Source organism: Streptosporangium brasiliense (assembly GCF_030811595.1).
Lineage (GTDB): Bacteria > Actinomycetota > Actinomycetes > Streptosporangiales > Streptosporangiaceae > Streptosporangium > Streptosporangium brasiliense.
This window is the reverse complement of the sequence record NZ_JAUSRB010000002.1, coordinates 8,048,353-8,064,269: the sequence shown is the minus strand read 5'-3', so window position 1 is coordinate 8,064,269 and position 15,917 is coordinate 8,048,353. Positions and strand designations below refer to the sequence as shown.

The window sequence follows — 15,917 nt, the reverse complement described above, 5'->3', positions numbered from 1 at the left end:
GGCCCGCCAGGGGGCGGGGCCCCAGGGGGTCGAGCGGGCCGGTCCGGGATCAGGGGGTGGTGGAGCGGCGCAGGGCGACGGTGTCCTGGAGGACCTTGACCGGGTCGTGGCCGTCGATCAGCAGGCGGCGCATCAGCACCGCGATCTCGCGCATGGTCTCCGTGCCGAGGCCGCGGCGGGTCACCTCCTGGGTGCCGATCCGCAGGCCCCGCATGGGCTCGCCGGGCGCCTGGTCGGGCAGGCCGATGCCGCTGAGATAGACGCCGCCCTCGGCCAGCAGCCGGGCCGCGTCGTCCCCGCCGCCGAACGCGGCGGCGTCCACCGCCACGTGGTGGGAGACGGTCCAGCCCAGGTGGGAGGCCGCGACGGCGAAACCCTCGCCCTCCAGCGCCGCGGCCAGCGCCTTGGCGTTGGCGATGCAGCGGTCGGCGTAGGCGGGGCCGCCGACGGCGTGCTCGGCGGCGGCGACGGCCAGCGGGGCCAGCCGGGAGGCGTCGTAGTTCGCGGTCAGACCGGGGTAGGCGGCCGTGGAGACCCGGCGCGCGAGGTCCTCCTCGCGGGTCACGATGGCCGCGCCGGGCGGGCCGCCGAAGGACTTGTAGGTCGACATGGTCACCACGTGCGCGCCCTCGTCCAGCGGCCGCTGGAACCGGCGGCCCGCGATCAGGCCGGCCATGTGCGAGGCGTCGTAGACCAGGACCGCGCCCACCTCGTCGCAGGCCGCCCGGACCCGTCCGACGTCGTGCGGGAAGAGCATCAGGCTGGCGCCGACCACCACCAGCGCCGGCCGCTGCTCCCGCAGGAACGCCGGCAGCGCGTCGTAGTCGATGTCGAAGCGCCCGGCGTCGTAGGGCAGGTCGACCACCCGCAGCCCCCGGATCCCGGCCGCGCCCTGGGAGTGGTGGCTGGCGTGGCCCCCGGCGGCCTCCGGCAGCACCGCGACCGTGTCGCCCGGCCGGGCGAAGGCGGTGTAGCAGGCGAGGTTGGCCATCGTCGCGCTCTGCAGCCTGACCTCGGCGAACTCGCCGCCCATCAGGGCCGCGACCTGGAGCGGGGCGAGAACCTCCAGCACGTCCAGCTCGTCCAGGCCGGTCTGGAACTTCTCCCCGGGCCAGCCCATGGACGGGCGGCTGCCCAGCGAGATCTCGTGGGCGGCGCGGGCCCGCTCGCTCATCGTGTTCGTGCCCGCGTACAGGACGATCCCGTCCTCGTCGAGGCGGCCCCGGTGCTCGGCCAGCACCGCGTCGACCAGGCGGCTGACGTCGTGAAGGCCCAGGCCGTCCAGCTCCGACTCCAGCTCCACCAGGCGCCGCTGCGCCCGGGGTGATGCCCAGGGGGCGACTCGGCTGCGCGTTTCCACGGCGGCTCCTTCCGGAAGGGGATTGATGCGACGGTACGGCCCGTGCCGGAAAGCAGTCATCGTCCGGCCGGTGGAGATCATTCCTACATCTGTAGGATTCGCGGGTGATCGCGGATGATGTCCAGGACCTTCTCGACTCCCTGGCCACGGCAGTGGGACGGGGCATGGCCGTGGACGACCCCGAGGGCAGGGTCGTCGCGCACAGCGTCCACCACGGCGAGGTCGACCAGGTGCGGGCCCAGGCCATCCTGTCCAGATCCGTCCCCGCTGAGGTCGGGGCCTGGCAGGAGGCCCACGGGGTGGCCACGACCAGCGAGCCGGTCAGGGTCCCGGCCAACCCGGCGCTGGGCATGGCCGCCCGGCTGTGCGTGCCGCTGCTCCACCACAACAGGCGCGTCGGCTCCCTGTGGGTCATCGAGGGGGAGGGGCCGCTGACCTCGGAGCAGGAGGCCAGGACCGTCCGGGACGCCGCGGCCATCGCCGCCCTGCTCGACGACGGCGGGAGCTCCCACGCCCTGCGCCGGCTGCTCGGCGGGGAGATCACCACGGGGCGGGCGGCCGGGGTGCTCGGCGAGGGGCCGCTGCGCCTGCTGGCCGTACGGGGCGATCAGGCGGGTCTGGGCGAAGCGGTCGGCGACGAGCTCGCACGGATGCGCCGTCCCCCCGCCTTCACCGTCCTCGACCGGCACGCCGTGCTGCTGCTCGGCGGCGGCGAGGACGCCCGGGCGCTGGGGGAGCTGCTGGCCGCCAGGGCGGCCGGCCACGCGGGGGTGAGCGCGCTCCACCCCGGGCTCGAGTCGATCCGCCGGGCACACCGGGAGGCGGCCGCCGCGGCCAGGGCGGCGGCGGCCGAGCCGGCACTCGGTCCGGTCGCCCGCTGGCCGGAGCTGGGCGTCTACCGGCTGCTCGCCGAGCCCGGACCCGAGACCGGTCGGCCCGGCCCGCTCGGCCCGCTGCGCGAGCATCCAGCGCTCGCCGTCACGCTGGAGACGTATCTGGACCACGGGGGGGACGCGCAGGAGACGGCCCGCCTGCTCCACCTCCACCGCACCAGCCTCTACTACCGCCTGGCGAGGATCGAGGAGCTGACCGGGCGGAGCCTGAAGGATGGATCCCACAGGTTAGAACTCCATCTCGCGCTGAAGCTCGCCCGCTGGAATGCGGTGTAGAAGCGGATGAATCCGGGCACAGCTCTGCGGTGCTGCAGTTGATCAGCGAGCTCGTCACCATCGTGGTCGTGCTGGTGCTCGCCTGGCTGGCGATGCTCGCCGTCTCCGTGGTCGTCCTTCTCGCCCTGGCCGCGTTGGCCCTGTCGACCTCCCGGGAGCAGGATGGAGCATAAGACTCCTGGAAGGCGGACGATGCGGCAGCTCAGCGCGGTGGACACCCAGTTCCTGAACTTCGAGACCTCGACGAACGTCGCCAACATCGCCGGGCTGGCCATCCTGTCCGGCGGGCTGACCCGCGGGGACCTGCTCACCCTGCTGGCCAGGCGGCTGCACCTGGCCGCGCCGTTCCGGCGCCGGCTCGCCCCCGTGCCCTTCGGCCTGGACCGCCCCTACTGGACCGAGGAGGGCAGGATCGACCTCGACTACCACGTGCGGGAGATCGCGCTGCCCGCGCCGGGCGGCGACGAGCAGCTCGGCGAGCAGGTGGCGCGGCTGCACGCCCGCCGCCTGGACCGGCGCCACCCGCTCTGGGAGATGTATCTGATCCACGGCCTGAGCGGCGCCAGAACGGCCCTCTACATGAAGGTCCACCACGCCGCGATCGACGGTGTCACCGGCGCCGACGTCCTCGCCGCCCTGCTGGACACCTCTGCCGAACCCGCCGAGATCGCGATGGCACCCGAGCGGGAGCCCGAAGAACGGATCGACACGGGCGAGATGATCATCAGGGGTGTCGCCGGCGCCGTCCTCAACCCGGCGAACACGGTGAGGTTCCTGGTCAACGCGGTCCCTCATCTGGACGAGATCCCGGTGCTCTCCCAGCTTCCCGGGGCCGGGCTGGTCTCCCGGGTCACCCGGGACGTGGCCCAGCGCCTGTCCGGCGGGGCCCCGGTGCCCGCGCTGCCCCGGCTGACCGTCCCCCGCACGCCGTTCAGCGGCCGGATCACCGCCCACCGCCGCTTCGCCTTCACCGCGCTGCCGCTGGAGGACGTCAAGCAGGTCAAGAACGCCTTCGGAGTCACGGTCAACGACGTGGTGATGACCGTGTGCGCGGGGGCGCTGCGGCAGTGGCTGCTCAAGCACGACGCCCTGCCGGACCAGCCGCTCGTCGCGGGGGTGCCGTTCTCGCTGCGCGTCTCCGGCGACGAGGGCGAGGGCAACCAGGTCACCATAATGATCACTACGCTCGCCACGCAGATCGCCGACCCGGTGGAGCGGCTGCTGGCCGTACGGGACGCGATGGCCCTGATCAAGGACCGCTCGTCGCTGGCCCCGGCCCGCTGGATCCAGGAGATCAGCGACATGATGCCCTCGGCGCTGACCGGCCTGGCCGCCCGCGCCGCCTTCAATCTGTTCGCCGAGACCGCCGGGCCGATCAACGTGGTGATCTCCAACGTCCCGGGCCCGCAGCTTCCGCTCTACGTGAGCGGCGTCCGGCTGCTCTCCTACCACCCCGTCTCGGTGATCACCGACGTCAGCGGTGGCCTCAACATCACCGCCTTCTCCTACGACGGCTCACTTGACGTGGGCGTGATCGCCTGTCGGGAGATGGTCCCCGACGTATGGGTCGTCACCGACTATCTCCGGGACGCCCTGTCCGAACTCAAGCTCCTCGTTGAGCAGGAGCGATAGCCCCGGAGCGTCCTTGACGAAGCGCAACTTCTTCTCCAGGCAGACGACCGAGCCCCGCTCCGGCCGGTTGACGAAACGGATGTCGTCGGCCAGGGCCTTCATGATGAGCAGGCCGCGGCCGTGCTCGGAGGTGGGAGGGGGCGCCGGATGCGCTCCGGCGAAGTCGAAACCGTTCCCCGCGTCCACCACCTTGATCACGCAACGGTCACGGTGAAGCTCGGTACTGACCATGTAGTCGTCGCTTGGCGCGGCGTGCTGGATCACATTGGAACACGCCTCCGAGAGCATGAGCTGGATGTCCTCGCGGATGGGCGGCTCCACGCCCAGGGCGCGGAGCGAGGCGTCCAGCAGCTGCCTGATGACGGGAACACTCGCGGCGTCGCGCGGTAGGCGCAACGCGATCGTGGCCTCCACAGTTCCTCCTTCAACAGATGACCTCTAGAGCCTTGCCCCGCCCGACCCGTCCTAATCGAAGGGCGGCGATCGTGTCCGGGCGCCGGACCCCGCCCCGGCACGCTCCGACGATCTCACCCATGTGGTCGCCTCCCCCGGAGGCGCCGTCCGGGTGGTCGGCGGCCACAGCTTGGACCACCACCAGGTCCGCCGCTATGACGCCTGGTACCGGCACATCACCTTGGCGATGCTCGCCCACGCCTGTCTGGCCGCCACCGCGGCAGGCCTCCCAAAAGCCCTGACGGCCTCGTCCCCCTCAGCCCCGGCGAGATCCGCCGTCTGCTGGCACACCTGACCCACGCCCTGACCTTCGCCTGCCCGATCGAGCGCATCCTGGCCTGGTCACAGCGCCGAAGGCGCTACCAGCACCGCGCCCGTACCAGCCACTATCAACGGCGACATCTTCTACACAACGAAATGTTGTTGTAGTACTAATGCTCCATTCCTGAATGGGAGTGGAGATCCCTATCGACCTGGGGTGATGATGGTCTCAGGGGGGATTGCCATGCCGAAACTGCTGTACGCGCGTCCGCCGGTGGACGCCGAGGAGGACCGGCAGATCCGCAAGCTGGCCGGCGCCCGTCATGCCCCGGCCGACTGGATCATGAGAGCGCAGATGATCGTGTTCAGCTGGCAGGGCCTGCGCACCAGCGCCATCGCGGCCAAGCTCGGCTGTCACATGCAGACCGTGCGCGAGCGGATCGAGCGATTCAACGCCGAGGGCCTGGCCGGACTGGGCGACCGGCCCGGGACGGGTCGCAAACCACGGATCACCGAGGTCGAACGCGGACAGCTCATCGCGTTGGCGCGCTCGACCCCGCCCGGACGCCTGACCCGCGACGCGGCCGGCGACCTGGCCGCCACCGACGACAGCGGCCCGGCGCAGTGGACGCTGGACAGCCTGACCGCCGCCGCCCGCGCGCAGGGCATCGTCATCGCGCGCAGCCAGGTCCGCCGGATCCTGCGAGCGGAGAAGGTCCGCTGGCGACACACCCGCTCCTGGACCGAATCGACCGATCCGGACTTCGCCCCAAAAGAGCCACGATCATCGGCCTCTACACCCAGCCGCCGGCCGCGACCACGGTGATCTGCGCCGACGAGCTGGGGCCGGTGACCCCGCGCACCTTCGCACCCGCGCCCGCCTGGTCTCCCGACGGGCACCGGATCAAAGCCAGGTTGGAGTATTCACGCGGCACCGACAAGACCTGGGTCTACGGCGCGCTGCGCATCCGTGACGGCACCGAGCTCACCTTCTGCGCGCCCTCACGCAACAGCGACGGCTGGATCCAGTTGCTGGCCCGCATCGCAAAAGCCAACCGGCGTGGCGCGATCGTCGTCATCACCGACAACCTGTCCAGCCACTTCAGCTGGAAGGTCCGCCAATGGCTGGTCCGTCACCCGCGGATCCGTCAGGTGTTCATCCCGGTCAAGGCGTGCTGGCTGAACCTGGCCGAGGGCTGGTGGCGACTGCTACGCAAGGCGGCGTTCGCCGGGCAGACCTTCGCCGACGCCGTCGAGATCGCCCACGCGGTCGCCCTTGCCACCGCCCAGCTCAACGCCCACGCCCAGCCCTGGATCTGGGGGCGACCACCGCCACGGCCCCGGATCCTGCGCCGCAAGTTCGTCTACCTGCTTTGAGGAACGCAGCACTAACCCGCGAACGCGTCCACGGCGGCCTGGCAGAAGGCCTTGAGGTCGTCCGGCTTGCGGCTGGTCACCAGGGTGTTCGGACCCGCCGTACAGATCACGACCTCGCGGTCCTCCCAGTCCGCCCCGGCGTTGCGCAGGTCGGTCCGGAGGCTGGGCCAGGAGGTGAGCTTGCGGCCCCGCACCACGTCGGCCTCGATCAGGGTCCAGGGCGCGTGGCAGATGGCCGCCACCGGCCTGCCCGTGTCGAAGAAGTCCTTGACGAACTGGACGGCGCTCGGCACGGTCCGCAGGAGGTCGGGGTTGGCGACGCCGCCGGGCAGCACCAGTCCCTCGAAGTCGGCCACCAGCACCTCGTCGACCGTCTCGTCCACCGGGAACCGGTCGGCCTTGTCGAGGTGGTCGAACGCCTGGACCTCGCCCGGCCGCGTGGAGATCAGCCGGGGTGTCGCCCCCGCCTGCTTGACGGCCTGCCACGGCTCGGTGAGCTCGACCTGCTCGATCCCCTCCGGGGCCACGAGGAACGCGATCGTCTTGTCGTTGAGCATGGTTTCCCCTTTGACGTGCGACGATGCCTTTCAAGGGGCGGTCATGCCCGGCACGTCGAGATCCATGCGGAATCTCGCGCATCGGGGACGGGATCCGTGCGGGGCGTCGACTCAGGGACGTCTCTTGCGCCGGCGCAGACCTGAGGCGATGAGCCGGGTGAGCAGCTCGCGCGATGACACGGCCTCCGCCCCCAGTTCGAGCGCCCTGTCGTAGACGGTCTGGGGGACGTCGTAGTGGTCGCGGTCGAACGCCCGGGGCGGCACGCCCAGCAGGGCGGCGAAGGCGTGCAGTTCCTCGGTCGAGCTGTCGCTGACCAGATGCGACCAGAGCATGCCGTGCGGACCCGGCCAGTCCGGCGGGTCGATGAGCACGCTCACCGCTGGAGGAGTTCGAGCGCGACCTCCAGGGCGGCGGCCCTGCGTTCGTCGTCGGAGATGTCGTCCTTGAGGATGAACCAGGCCGCGTGCAGGGCGAACAGGGCCATCGAGTTCTTCAGCCGGACGGCCGTCGGATCGGCGGGGTCGGCCAGGAAGGCGAACAGCTCGAACATCCGGCCGCGGGTCTTCTCCATCACCGGATGGTGTTTCAGCGCGGTCTGGTTGCGCTCGAAGAAGCGCATGATCTCGTGGTGCCGGCCCCGGTGCAGGTCCTCGGAGTAACGGCGGACCAGTTCCCGGCGGGTCTCGTCGGTGCGGGGCTGGGAGGCGGCCCAGGCGGCCAGCTCCTCGACCGCGTGCAGCCGGTTCTCCGCCAGGCTGGTGACGATCTCGTCCTTGCTCTTGAAGTGGTAGTAGAGGGCGGCCTTGGTCACGCCGAGAGCCTCCGCTATCTCGCGGAGCGAGGTCGCCTCGTACCCCTGCTCGACGAAGAGCTTCAGGGCGGTCTCCTGGATCCGGGTGCGCGTATCGGCGTTTTCCCTCATGGTTCCCTTTGCAGCGAAATCGACTTGACGGCCGGTAAGTGATCGGCCTACATTCCCAGCATATCCGACACTAGCCGGTCGGCAAGTAAGTAAGATCATTGTCTTAGGGGGCGACAAGAAGTGAAGGAGACCGCAGCCGCACCAGTGCGGCGGCGTGAGGTCATGGTAGTGCTGCCTGGCCTGATGCTCGCGATGGTCCTGGCCATGCTCGACAACATGATCGTCGGCACCGCCATGCCCCGGATCGTCGGTGAGCTGGGCGGGCTGACCCACCTGTCCTGGGTGGTGACGGCCTACGTGCTCGGCACCACCGTTTCCACCCCCATCTGGGGGAAGATCGGCGACCTGTACGGCAGGAAGAACATCTTCCTCGCCTCGATCGTCATCTTCATGATCGGTTCCGTGCTCTGCGGCATGGCCGGATCCGAGATGCTGGGCGGTCCCGGCGACGGCATGGCCCAGCTCATCGCCTTCCGCGCGCTCCAGGGCCTCGGCGCCGGCGGCCTGATGGTCAACGCGATGGCGATCATCGGTGACCTCGTCCCGCCCCGCGAGCGCGGCCAGTACCAGGGGATCATGGCCGGCGTGATGTCACTGGCGATGATCGCCGGTCCGCTCGTCGGCGGGTTCATCACCGACCATCTCGACTGGCGCTGGGCCTTCTACGTGAACCTGCCCGTCGGGTTCATCGCGCTGGCGCTGCTGGCGACCAAGCTGAAGCTCCCCAAGTATCGCACCGAGCACCGCATCGACTGGCTCGGCGCGGCCCTGCTGTCCATCGGCATCACCGCGCTGGTCCTCATCACCACCTGGGGCGGCAACGACTACGAGTGGGGCTCGCCGCAGATCCTTGGCCTGGCCGCGCTCGCCGTGGTCACGCTGGCGCTGTTCATCCCGGTGGAGCGCCGCGCCGCCGAACCGATCATGCCGCTCAACCTGTTCCGCAACCGCAACTTCACACTGATCTCCCTGGTCGGCTTCCTGCTCGGTTTCGCGATGTTCGGCGCCATCAACTTCCTGCCGCTGTTCCAGCAGACGGTCCAGGGCGCCTCGGCCACCAACTCGGGCCTGCTGCTGCTGCCGATGATGGGCTCGGCCATGGTGGTCTCGCTCTTCGTCGGCCAGGCCATCACCAAGACCGGCAAGTACAAGGTCTACCCGGTCCTCGGCGGCGTCATCATGGCGGTCGCCATGTGGCTGCTGTCGCTGATGGACGTCCACACGCCCGCCTGGCAGACCGGCGTGTTCATCGCGGTGCTCGGCCTCGGCATGGGCTTCCTGATGCAGACCACCATGCTGATCGCGCAGAACAGCGTGGAGCAGAAGGACCTGGGCGTCTCCAGCAGCGCCTCCACCTTCTTCCGCTCCATCGGCGGCTCGTTCGGCGTCTCGCTGTTCGGCGCGGTCTTCAACAACCAGCTCACCTCCAACCTGGAGAGCAAGCTGGGCCCCGTCGGCGACAAGCTCGCCTCCAGCGGCGGCCAGTTCAACCCCGCCGCCCTGCACGAGCTGCCCGCCAACGTCCGGACCGGCTTCCTGGAGTCGCTGGCCGCCTCCATCTCCAGCGTGTTCTGGTGGGCGATCCTGTTCGCCGTCGTGGTGCCGCTGCTGGCCGCCTTCATCAAGGAGATCCCGCTGCGCGGGGCCCCCGAGCAGGGCGCTGACGCCGAGGCCCCGGTCCCGGCCCCGGTCCTCGACTGACGCCGGGCGCCGAGACCAAGCCATGACCCAGCCGGCCCCAAGTCACCCCGGACAGGCTGTGCCCATGGAGACAACCACCACCGCCGCCGGGTACGTCACCCGGCGGCCTCGGGCCGAAGACGCGCACGACATCCACGAGCTGATCTCCCTGTGCGACACGCAGGTGATCGGCAAGGGGGACATGACCTTCGACGACGTCGTCGACCAGTTGAACGACCCTTCCTTCGACAGGGAGACCGACGGCTGGGTCGTCCACGACGGGGCCGGGCGCCTGGTCGCCTGGGCCTGGGCCTGCCGCAAGGGCACAAGTGACAACGTCGACATCGACGTGGCCGTGCATCCCGACGCCCCCGGGCTGACCGGCGGGCTCTGGGACACCGTGACCGAGCGGGCCAGGCAGATCACGGCCGGGCTCGGTCACGACAGGGCCGTGCTGGACATCGGCCTGTACCGGGAGGACAGCGGCAAGCGGGCCATCGCCGCCGCCCGCGGGTTCAGCGCGGCGACCAGCTTCATCCGGCTGCTGGTCGACCACGGGACCTCGGTCCCCGAGCCCGCCCTCCCGCCCGGCCTCTCGGTCCACCAGGGGATCACCGACGAGGTCCGCCGCCAGGGACACGCCGTCCAGCAGGCCGGCTTCGCCGAGCACTTCGGGTTCACCCCCAAGGACTACGACAAGTGGCACGAGGAGCTGGACTCCTCGGCCAGCGGCGACTGGTCGCAGCTGACGGTCGCCCGGATCGACGGCGAGCCGGTGGCGATGCTGCTGGGCACCAACGCCTTCGCCGGTGACGAGAACTGCGGCTACGTGCGCCAACTGGCCGTGCTGCCGGCCTTCCGAGGCCGCGGGCTCGGCCGGTTCATGCTCCGCAGGGCCTTCGCCGACGACGCCCGGCGCGGCCGGGTGGGCACCTATCTCCACGTGGACGCCAACAACAGCACGCCCGCGCTGGAGCTGTACCTGTCGGTGGGCATGCGCCAGGTGCTGGCCATCGACGTCTGGCGGCGGACGGTCTGACCGGTCCGGGTACGGCTGCGCGGGCCGTACCCGGGGACTCACCGCCGCAGCAGCGGCAGCGCGCACACCCCGGTGACCAGCGCCGTGACCGCCAGCGCCACGCCGGTGCCCGGCGCCGAGCCCAGGCTCAGGTACAGCGTGCCGAACGTGGCCACGCCCACGACCTGGCCGAGCTGGGTCATCATGACGAACAGCCCACTGGCGTCGGGGGCGTCCCCCGGGGCGACGTGGGTGAGCGCGAGTGCGAGCACCGGGCTGAACGCCCCGCCCAGACCGGCCCCGACCACCGCCAGGGCCACCCACAGGAGCGGCTCGCCGTGCCCGCCGCCGCCCAGCGCCAGGGACAGCCCCAGATAGCCCAGCGCCGCCACGCCGAAGGAGACGATGATCATACGGCGGTGCAGCCGCTCGGGGACCCGCCGCCAGTTGAGGCTGACCACGGCGAAGGCCGCCGCGCCGGGGACGAACGTCAGGCCGGCCCGGAGCGGGCTGTCGCCCAGGGCTCCCTGCAGGTGCAGGGCGAGGGTGAACAGAAACCCGCCGTAGGTCGCCATCGCCCCGAAGACGGCCAGCGCGGAGACGGCCACCCCGGGGGCCCGCAGCACCCGCGCGGGCACCAGCGGCGCGGGTGCGCCCCGCTCCACCAGCACGAAGAGCCCCGCGGCCGCCACGCTCGCCGCCATCGCGGCCCAGCCCCACAGCGGCCAGTCCTGCTCGTGGCCCAGCACCAGCGGCACCACCAGGAGGCTGACCGCCAGCGAGAGGGTGACCAGGCCGGGCAGGTCCAGGGCGCGGTGGCGCAGCGGGCCGTCGGCCGGCAGCAGCCTCGCGCCCACGGCGAGCAGCCCGATCCCGATCGGCACGTTCACCAGGAAGACCGGCCGCCACGCCGTGCCGTACAGGTCGGCGGAGACCAGCACGCCGCCCAGCACCTGGCCCACCACGGCGGCCCCCGAGATCACCGTCGCGTAGAGGCTGAGCGCGCGGGCCCGCGCGGCCCCCTCGAAGTTCATCTGGATCATGCTCAGCACCTGGGGCACCATCAGGGCCGCCCCCGCGCCCTGAAGCAGCCGGAAGGCGACGAGCTGCCCGGTCGAGACGGCCAGACCGCAGGCGAGGGAGGCGGCGGTGAACCCCGCCAGGCCGTACAGGAACAGCCGGCGCCCGCCGTACCGGCCGCCCAGCCGGGCACCGGTGATCAGCAGCATGGCGTAGGCGATGGTGTAACCCGAGATGACCATCTGTAGTCCCGAGCCGGACGCGCCGAGGTCGGAACGGATCACGGGAGAGGCGACGTTGACGATGGAGACGTCCAGGATCGCCATGAACTGCCCGGTGAGGACCACCGTCAGCAGCCAACGGGTGCGCAGAGCCGGGGCCCTGGTGGATATCGCGGTCATGGGGACGAGCTTGGGGGCGCACCGATACCGGTAACGAGAGCCTGCTGATCCTGGTACTGCCGGTACCTGGCAGCCGGTCCGCCCGTCGGCCAGCATGGGGGAGTGACCATGACCCACCCGCGTGCCCGCCGTGCCGAGCTGGCCTCCTTCCTGCGCAGCCGCCGTGACCGCCTCACCCCGGCCGAGGTGGGGCTGCCACCGGGGCTGCGCCGTCGCACCCCGGGCCTGCGGCGTGAGGAGGTCGCCCTGCTCGCCGGGGTGGGCGTCACCTGGTACACCTGGCTGGAGCAGGGGCGGCCGATCAACGCCAGCGTGCAGGTGCTGGACGCGATCTCCCGGACGCTCCGGCTGGACGACGCCGAGCGCGAGCACCTCTACCGGCTCGCCGACGTGCCGGGCGTGTCCGTCTCCGACGCCGGAGCCGCGCTGGAACCCGAGACCCAGATGATCCTGGACCAGCTCGCCCCGATACCCGCCGCCGTCTACAACGGCCGCTACGACCTGCTGGCCTGGAACCGCGCCTACGCCGCGCTGTTCCCGTCCATGACGGCGCAGTCTCCCGCCACCCGCAACGCGCTCTGGCAGCTCTTCGTCACCAAGCAGTGCTGCACCCCGGTGGTCAACCGGGAGGAGGAACTGCCGCAGATGGTCGCCACGCTCCGCGCGGGCTTCGGCCGGCACCTGCGGGAGCCCGCCTGGACCGGCTTCGTCCGGCGGCTGTCGGCCGCCAGCCCGGAGTTCGCGGCCATGTGGGCCACCCACGACGTGGCCAGGCCGGGGAACCGGATGAAGATCTTCCAGCACTCCGCGGTCGGGCTGGTGCGCACGGTCTCGACGAGCCTGGCGCTGCCGTCGCCGCCGGAGACGCGGATGGTGGTCTACACGCCGATGGACGAGGAGAGCCGCGAGCGCATGGTCTGGGTCACCGCGCACCCGGAGATCGAGCCGGTGCCGGCCCACACCCACTGACCGGCGCCCCCGTCCCGCAGGCACCCGGCCCGCGGGGCGCCAGTTCGAACAGCAGGCTCGGAGGCCCGGCGATCGCCCGCGCGCACCCGGCGGGCGGGGCGTCCGGGGCTCCGGACGGCGCCCGCCCGCACCGGTCCCCGGCGGGGCGGCTCAGTGGGCGGCCACCCGGTGCTTGGCGAGATGGGCCAGCACGGCCTGGTTGGCCTCCCACCCGTCGGGAAACTTCACCGGCACGCCGAGCTGGACCGGCTCGGCCGACGGGTGGGCGTCCAGCAGTTCGGGGATGCCCGCCCGGGCGACCACGACGCAGGCGTGCCGGTGGCGGGAGGTGAGCACGCACAGCCGCCCCGACTCCAGGTGGAAGGCCGTGGCGTCGCGGCGGCCGGAGAGGGGGTGGAGCACGATCGTCACGTCGTACTCGCGCCCCTGGAGGCGGTTGGCGGTGTCCACTGTGATCTCCTCCGGCACCCCGGCCGCGCGGATCGCGGCGACCTGGTCGCGGTGGGCGGCGCCGATGGCGATCCGGTCGGCCGTGACACGGTGGCTGCCGCGCTCGGAGTGGGCGACCGGCGCCCGCTGCAGCAGCCGTACGGCCAGCACCGCCACCGCCTGCACCGCCTCGGCGTCGGTGCGCACGGTATGGCGGCTCGGCAGCTCGTACAGCGCCCAGCCCGAGGCCGCCGCCTCCTCCAGCGCGCGGTCGTAGGAGGTGCGCATGCCGTTGACGGTGAGCTCCAGCGACCGGTCCGCGTGCCCGGTCCCGGCCCGGAACCCGGTGAACGGGTAGAACGCCTCGGAGACCACCGGGGCCGCCGAGGCGGGCAGCCGCCAGGAGACGGGCAGCCGGTGCACCGGCAGGTCGGGATTGTGCCGCAGCAGCACCGAGACCGCGCTCTGCACCGGATCCCACGACAGACCCGCCCAGCGGTCGCCGTCGACGATCGAGAACGGGTCGAGCTGGCCCGGGTCGCCCACGAACAGCGACCGCTCGAACAGCGAGGCGATGCGCAGCAGCTTGTCCGAGCGCATCTGGTACGCCTCGTCCACGATCGCCCAGGGCCAGGTCCGGTCGCCGATCCAGGCCCACTTGTCGGCGGTGGCGACCACCACGGCCGGGTCGCCCAGGTCGGGCAGCTTGCCGGCGACCGAGACGTTGGTGTGGGCGAGGACGCGGCCCGGGGTGACGTAGCCGCCGGCCGACAGGCGGCCGATCGTGAGGTCGGGGTGCTCGGTGGCGAGCCGTTCCACCAGGTCGTCGACCTGCTCGTTGGTCTGGGCGACGATCATCAGCGGCTCGCCGGTCTCGGCGATGTGCCCGGCGGCCCTGACCACCAGGGTGGACTTGCCCGCCCCGGGAGGGGAGTCGACCACCACACCCCGGTTGCGGGGCAGGTCCGCCAGGACCGCCTCGACGACGGCCGCCGCCTCCTGCTGGGGCGTCATGCCGCGCCCGCCTGCTGACCGTTCACGACCATTCCTCCTGCGCGTCGTCGTCGCTGGGCACGTACTCCTCCGGCGGGCCGCCGTGGGTCCACGGCGTCCGCTCGGGGTCGGGGAGCGCCGCCGAAGTCTGGAAGTCGTCGGTCAGCGAGGTGTAGGAGACCCGCTCACCCGGCTCGGGCACCGCGCCGGGGGCGGGCGTCCTGCCCCGGCCCATCCCCTTGGTGATCTTCAGAGTGATCTCGTCGCCGGCGATCTCGACGATCTCGGCGGCGTGGCCGCGCCGGTCGGGGCTGCCGACCGTGGCGCCGGGGGCCAGCCGTACCGGGTCGTCGGTCCGGACCGTGATCAGCGGCCGCAGCTTGCGCGAGCGGCCCTCGCCCTCGGTGTGCTCGGGGTCCGCGTCCGTCACCGTCCCGGCGAACGCCTCACCGGTCAGCCGGTATTCGGCCATGATCAGCGGGTCGTCGTAGGCCCGCTGCACGTCGTAGCTCGCCCGGGCCCGCTCCAGCCCCGCCAGCCGTGCCGCGGCGCCGACCGCGCCGTCCCTGCGCGCCTGCGGCGGCCCGCCTTCGGCCAGCCGCTCGACGAACCTGGTGAACGAGCCGCGGTCGGCGTCCCAACGGTCCTTCACCCGCCCGTCCTCGGGCAGCGCGCGCAGCAGGCCGGCCGCCTGCCACATCAGCCGCCAGGTCGGTTCGAGCTGGGTCCGCAGCGCCTGGGTCAGGCGCTCCACGGCATGGTCGGTCGGGGCCTCCTCGTAGGCCCGCACGGCGGGGCCGAGCACCTCGTTGTCGAAGCCCGGGTCGGTGGCGGGGCCGGCCGGCGGCCAGAGCAGCGGGTCCTCGGCCTCCTCGGCGGCCCGCCGGCCGCTCATCCCCGGGGGAGGGGCGATCCATCCCAGCAGCGCCGCCAGGTTGGCGTCCTCCAGGCCGCTCTGCCCGGTCGCCCAGTGCATGCTCAGCGCCTCGGTGGCCACCAGCAGCAGGCAGGAGCCCGGCTGCCGCGACCGGTCGGCGAAGTAGGTCAGCCACCGCCCCAGCAGCGGCACCGACGGATGCACCGGATAGGGCCCGTCGGCCCTGCGGAAGCGGGTGGAGCGGCCCAGCAGCCCGGTGAAGGCGGCCGCCGGCCGGTTGGGCACCAGGAGCTGCGGCGCGTCCAGGCACCGCTCGTACGGCTCCCCGCCCTTCCTCTCGACCGTCTCGGTGGTCTTCTCGAACCCCTCGACGTACGGCAGGAGCACCTCGGCCAGCTCGGCGGCGAAGGCGAAGCGCAGGTCCCGGTTGCGGGGCTGGGGGACCACCAGCAGCCGGGGGTGGTCCGGATCGGTGCCCACCATGGCGGCCAGCGGCGCGGCGGCCTCGCCGGCGAGCTTGAGCGGGATGAACACCATCGGGTGCGGGGCGATGTGGCAGTGCCGGACTGTGGTGATCGGCTGGGCGGCCCCGTCCCGGATGGCGCGCAGCCGCGCCAGCGCCGTCAGCGTGCTCACGTCGCCTCCTCCGTCGGCTCCGCGAGCGCTGCGCTGCGATGCTTGTCGGTTCGCCCGCTCACGCCGCCTCCTCCCTCGGCCCGGTGGGCGCTGCGCTGCGGTGCTTGTCGGTTCGCCCGCTCACGCCTCCTCCTCCGCCGGCCCGGTGGGCGCCGTGCCCGC

The 15,917-nt window shown here is 72.0% G+C and carries 16 protein-coding genes and 1 pseudogene; 9 read left to right on the top strand and 8 right to left on the bottom strand.

Going from position 1 to position 15,917, the window contains the following annotated elements:
• Window positions 1-49: 49 nt before the first annotated feature.
• Entirely contained in the window at window positions 50-1,360 is a 1,311-nt protein-coding gene (glyA, locus tag J2S55_RS46060) for a serine hydroxymethyltransferase (protein ID WP_306874753.1), read from the bottom strand.
• Between the two features lie 104 nt (window positions 1,361-1,464).
• Here glyA and J2S55_RS46055 point away from each other — a divergent pair, with 104 nt between their 5' ends.
• Genes J2S55_RS46055 through J2S55_RS46045 form a run of 3 tightly spaced genes read left to right on the top strand, consistent with a single transcriptional unit; the run spans window position 1,465 to window position 4,161 of the window.
• Complete coding sequence (locus tag J2S55_RS46055) at window positions 1,465-2,529, top strand: PucR family transcriptional regulator (RefSeq protein WP_306874750.1); 1,065 nt, start codon at window positions 1,465-1,467, stop codon at window positions 2,527-2,529.
• Between the two features lie 29 nt (window positions 2,530-2,558).
• Window positions 2,559-2,702: a hypothetical protein gene (locus tag J2S55_RS46050; protein ID WP_306874747.1), complete on the top strand. Its 144-nt coding sequence runs from the start codon at window positions 2,559-2,561 to the stop codon at window positions 2,700-2,702.
• Window positions 2,703-2,721: 19 nt separating this feature from the next.
• Window positions 2,722-4,161 carry a WS/DGAT/MGAT family O-acyltransferase gene (locus tag J2S55_RS46045; protein ID WP_306874744.1) on the top strand — a complete coding sequence of 480 codons (1,440 nt, stop codon included), beginning with the start codon at window positions 2,722-2,724 and terminating at the stop codon, window positions 4,159-4,161.
• Here J2S55_RS46045 and J2S55_RS46040 read toward each other — a convergent pair.
• Window positions 4,045-4,575, bottom strand: coding sequence for an ATP-binding protein (locus J2S55_RS46040; RefSeq protein ID WP_306874741.1), 531 nt, complete (start codon window positions 4,573-4,575; stop codon window positions 4,045-4,047). The two genes, J2S55_RS46045 and J2S55_RS46040, sit on opposite strands and share 117 nt — an antisense overlap.
• A 169-nt stretch (window positions 4,576-4,744) precedes the next feature.
• On the opposite strand from J2S55_RS46040, the pseudogene J2S55_RS48710 reads away from it, so the two are divergent.
• The 3 genes and pseudogenes from J2S55_RS48710 to J2S55_RS46030 form a co-directional block, all read left to right on the top strand.
• Window positions 4,745-4,909, top strand: a pseudogene (locus J2S55_RS48710) (IS701 family transposase); the annotation flags it as partial.
• A gap of 210 nt (window positions 4,910-5,119) precedes the next feature.
• The gene (locus J2S55_RS46035) at window positions 5,120-5,701 is read left to right on the top strand and encodes a helix-turn-helix domain-containing protein (RefSeq protein WP_306871840.1); all 582 of its coding nucleotides are present in this window, start codon (window positions 5,120-5,122) and stop codon (window positions 5,699-5,701) included.
• Window positions 5,698-6,252, top strand: coding sequence for a transposase (locus J2S55_RS46030; protein ID WP_306871839.1), 555 nt, complete (start codon window positions 5,698-5,700; stop codon window positions 6,250-6,252). Before J2S55_RS46035 ends, J2S55_RS46030 begins: the two co-directional genes overlap by 4 nt.
• Window positions 6,253-6,263: 11 nt before the next feature.
• Here J2S55_RS46030 and J2S55_RS46025 read toward each other — a convergent pair whose 3' ends face one another.
• The 3 genes from J2S55_RS46025 to J2S55_RS46015 all read right to left on the bottom strand — a co-directional run bounded on the left by J2S55_RS46025 (window position 6,264) and on the right by J2S55_RS46015 (window position 7,732).
• Window positions 6,264-6,809, bottom strand: coding sequence for a type 1 glutamine amidotransferase domain-containing protein (locus tag J2S55_RS46025; protein ID WP_306874738.1), 546 nt, complete (start codon window positions 6,807-6,809; stop codon window positions 6,264-6,266).
• Between the two features lie 111 nt (window positions 6,810-6,920).
• Window positions 6,921-7,187 (bottom strand): DUF4031 domain-containing protein, encoded by a 267-nt coding sequence (locus tag J2S55_RS46020; RefSeq protein WP_306874735.1) that lies wholly within the window; start codon window positions 7,185-7,187, stop codon window positions 6,921-6,923.
• Entirely contained in the window at window positions 7,184-7,732 is a 549-nt protein-coding gene (locus J2S55_RS46015; protein WP_306874733.1) for a TetR/AcrR family transcriptional regulator, read from the bottom strand. The genes J2S55_RS46020 and J2S55_RS46015 overlap by 4 nt, the downstream gene beginning before the upstream one ends.
• A 162-nt stretch (window positions 7,733-7,894) precedes the next feature.
• Here J2S55_RS46015 and J2S55_RS46010 point away from each other — a divergent pair, with 162 nt between their 5' ends.
• Complete coding sequence (locus tag J2S55_RS46010; RefSeq protein WP_306874731.1) at window positions 7,895-9,433, top strand: MDR family MFS transporter; 1,539 nt, start codon at window positions 7,895-7,897, stop codon at window positions 9,431-9,433.
• A 64-nt stretch (window positions 9,434-9,497) separates the two neighbouring features.
• Window positions 9,498-10,451 carry a GNAT family N-acetyltransferase gene (locus J2S55_RS46005; RefSeq protein WP_306874727.1) on the top strand — a complete coding sequence of 318 codons (954 nt, stop codon included), beginning with the start codon at window positions 9,498-9,500 and terminating at the stop codon, window positions 10,449-10,451.
• 38 nt (window positions 10,452-10,489) lie between these two features.
• Here the strand turns inward: J2S55_RS46005 and J2S55_RS46000 are convergent, their stop codons facing one another.
• Window positions 10,490-11,851, bottom strand: coding sequence for an MFS transporter (locus J2S55_RS46000; protein WP_306874724.1), 1,362 nt, complete (start codon window positions 11,849-11,851; stop codon window positions 10,490-10,492).
• A gap of 108 nt (window positions 11,852-11,959) precedes the next feature.
• On the opposite strand from J2S55_RS46000, the gene J2S55_RS45995 reads away from it, so the two are divergent.
• Window positions 11,960-12,820 carry a helix-turn-helix transcriptional regulator gene (locus tag J2S55_RS45995; RefSeq protein ID WP_306874723.1) on the top strand — a complete coding sequence of 287 codons (861 nt, stop codon included), beginning with the start codon at window positions 11,960-11,962 and terminating at the stop codon, window positions 12,818-12,820.
• Window positions 12,821-12,970: 150 nt separating this feature from the next.
• Here J2S55_RS45995 and J2S55_RS45990 read toward each other — a convergent pair whose 3' ends face one another.
• Both J2S55_RS45990 and J2S55_RS45985 read right to left on the bottom strand, forming a co-directional pair.
• Complete coding sequence (locus J2S55_RS45990) at window positions 12,971-14,263, bottom strand: AAA family ATPase (RefSeq protein WP_306874719.1); 1,293 nt, start codon at window positions 14,261-14,263, stop codon at window positions 12,971-12,973.
• A gap of 22 nt (window positions 14,264-14,285) precedes the next feature.
• Window positions 14,286-15,755, bottom strand: coding sequence for a hypothetical protein (locus J2S55_RS45985; protein ID WP_306874716.1), 1,470 nt, complete (start codon window positions 15,753-15,755; stop codon window positions 14,286-14,288).
• Between the last annotated feature and the right edge of the window lie 162 nt (window positions 15,756-15,917).

Excerpts from the sequence above, each read along its gene's own strand:
- J2S55_RS46045 (WP_306874744.1), top strand. The coding sequence starts at position 2,722 with ATGCGGCAGCTCAGCGCGGTGGACACCCAGTTCCTGAACTTCGAGACC.
- J2S55_RS46035 (WP_306871840.1), top strand. The coding sequence starts at position 5,120 with ATGCCGAAACTGCTGTACGCGCGTCCGCCGGTGGACGCCGAGGAGGAC.
- J2S55_RS46025 (WP_306874738.1), bottom strand. The coding sequence starts at position 6,809 with ATGCTCAACGACAAGACGATCGCGTTCCTCGTGGCCCCGGAGGGGATC.
- J2S55_RS46015 (WP_306874733.1), bottom strand. The coding sequence starts at position 7,732 with ATGAGGGAAAACGCCGATACGCGCACCCGGATCCAGGAGACCGCCCTG.
- J2S55_RS46010 (WP_306874731.1), top strand. The coding sequence starts at position 7,895 with ATGGTAGTGCTGCCTGGCCTGATGCTCGCGATGGTCCTGGCCATGCTC.
- J2S55_RS46005 (WP_306874727.1), top strand. The coding sequence starts at position 9,498 with ATGGAGACAACCACCACCGCCGCCGGGTACGTCACCCGGCGGCCTCGG.
- J2S55_RS46000 (WP_306874724.1), bottom strand. The coding sequence starts at position 11,851 with ATGACCGCGATATCCACCAGGGCCCCGGCTCTGCGCACCCGTTGGCTG.
- J2S55_RS45995 (WP_306874723.1), top strand. The coding sequence starts at position 11,960 with ATGACCCACCCGCGTGCCCGCCGTGCCGAGCTGGCCTCCTTCCTGCGC.
- J2S55_RS45990 (WP_306874719.1), bottom strand. The coding sequence starts at position 14,263 with ATGACGCCCCAGCAGGAGGCGGCGGCCGTCGTCGAGGCGGTCCTGGCG.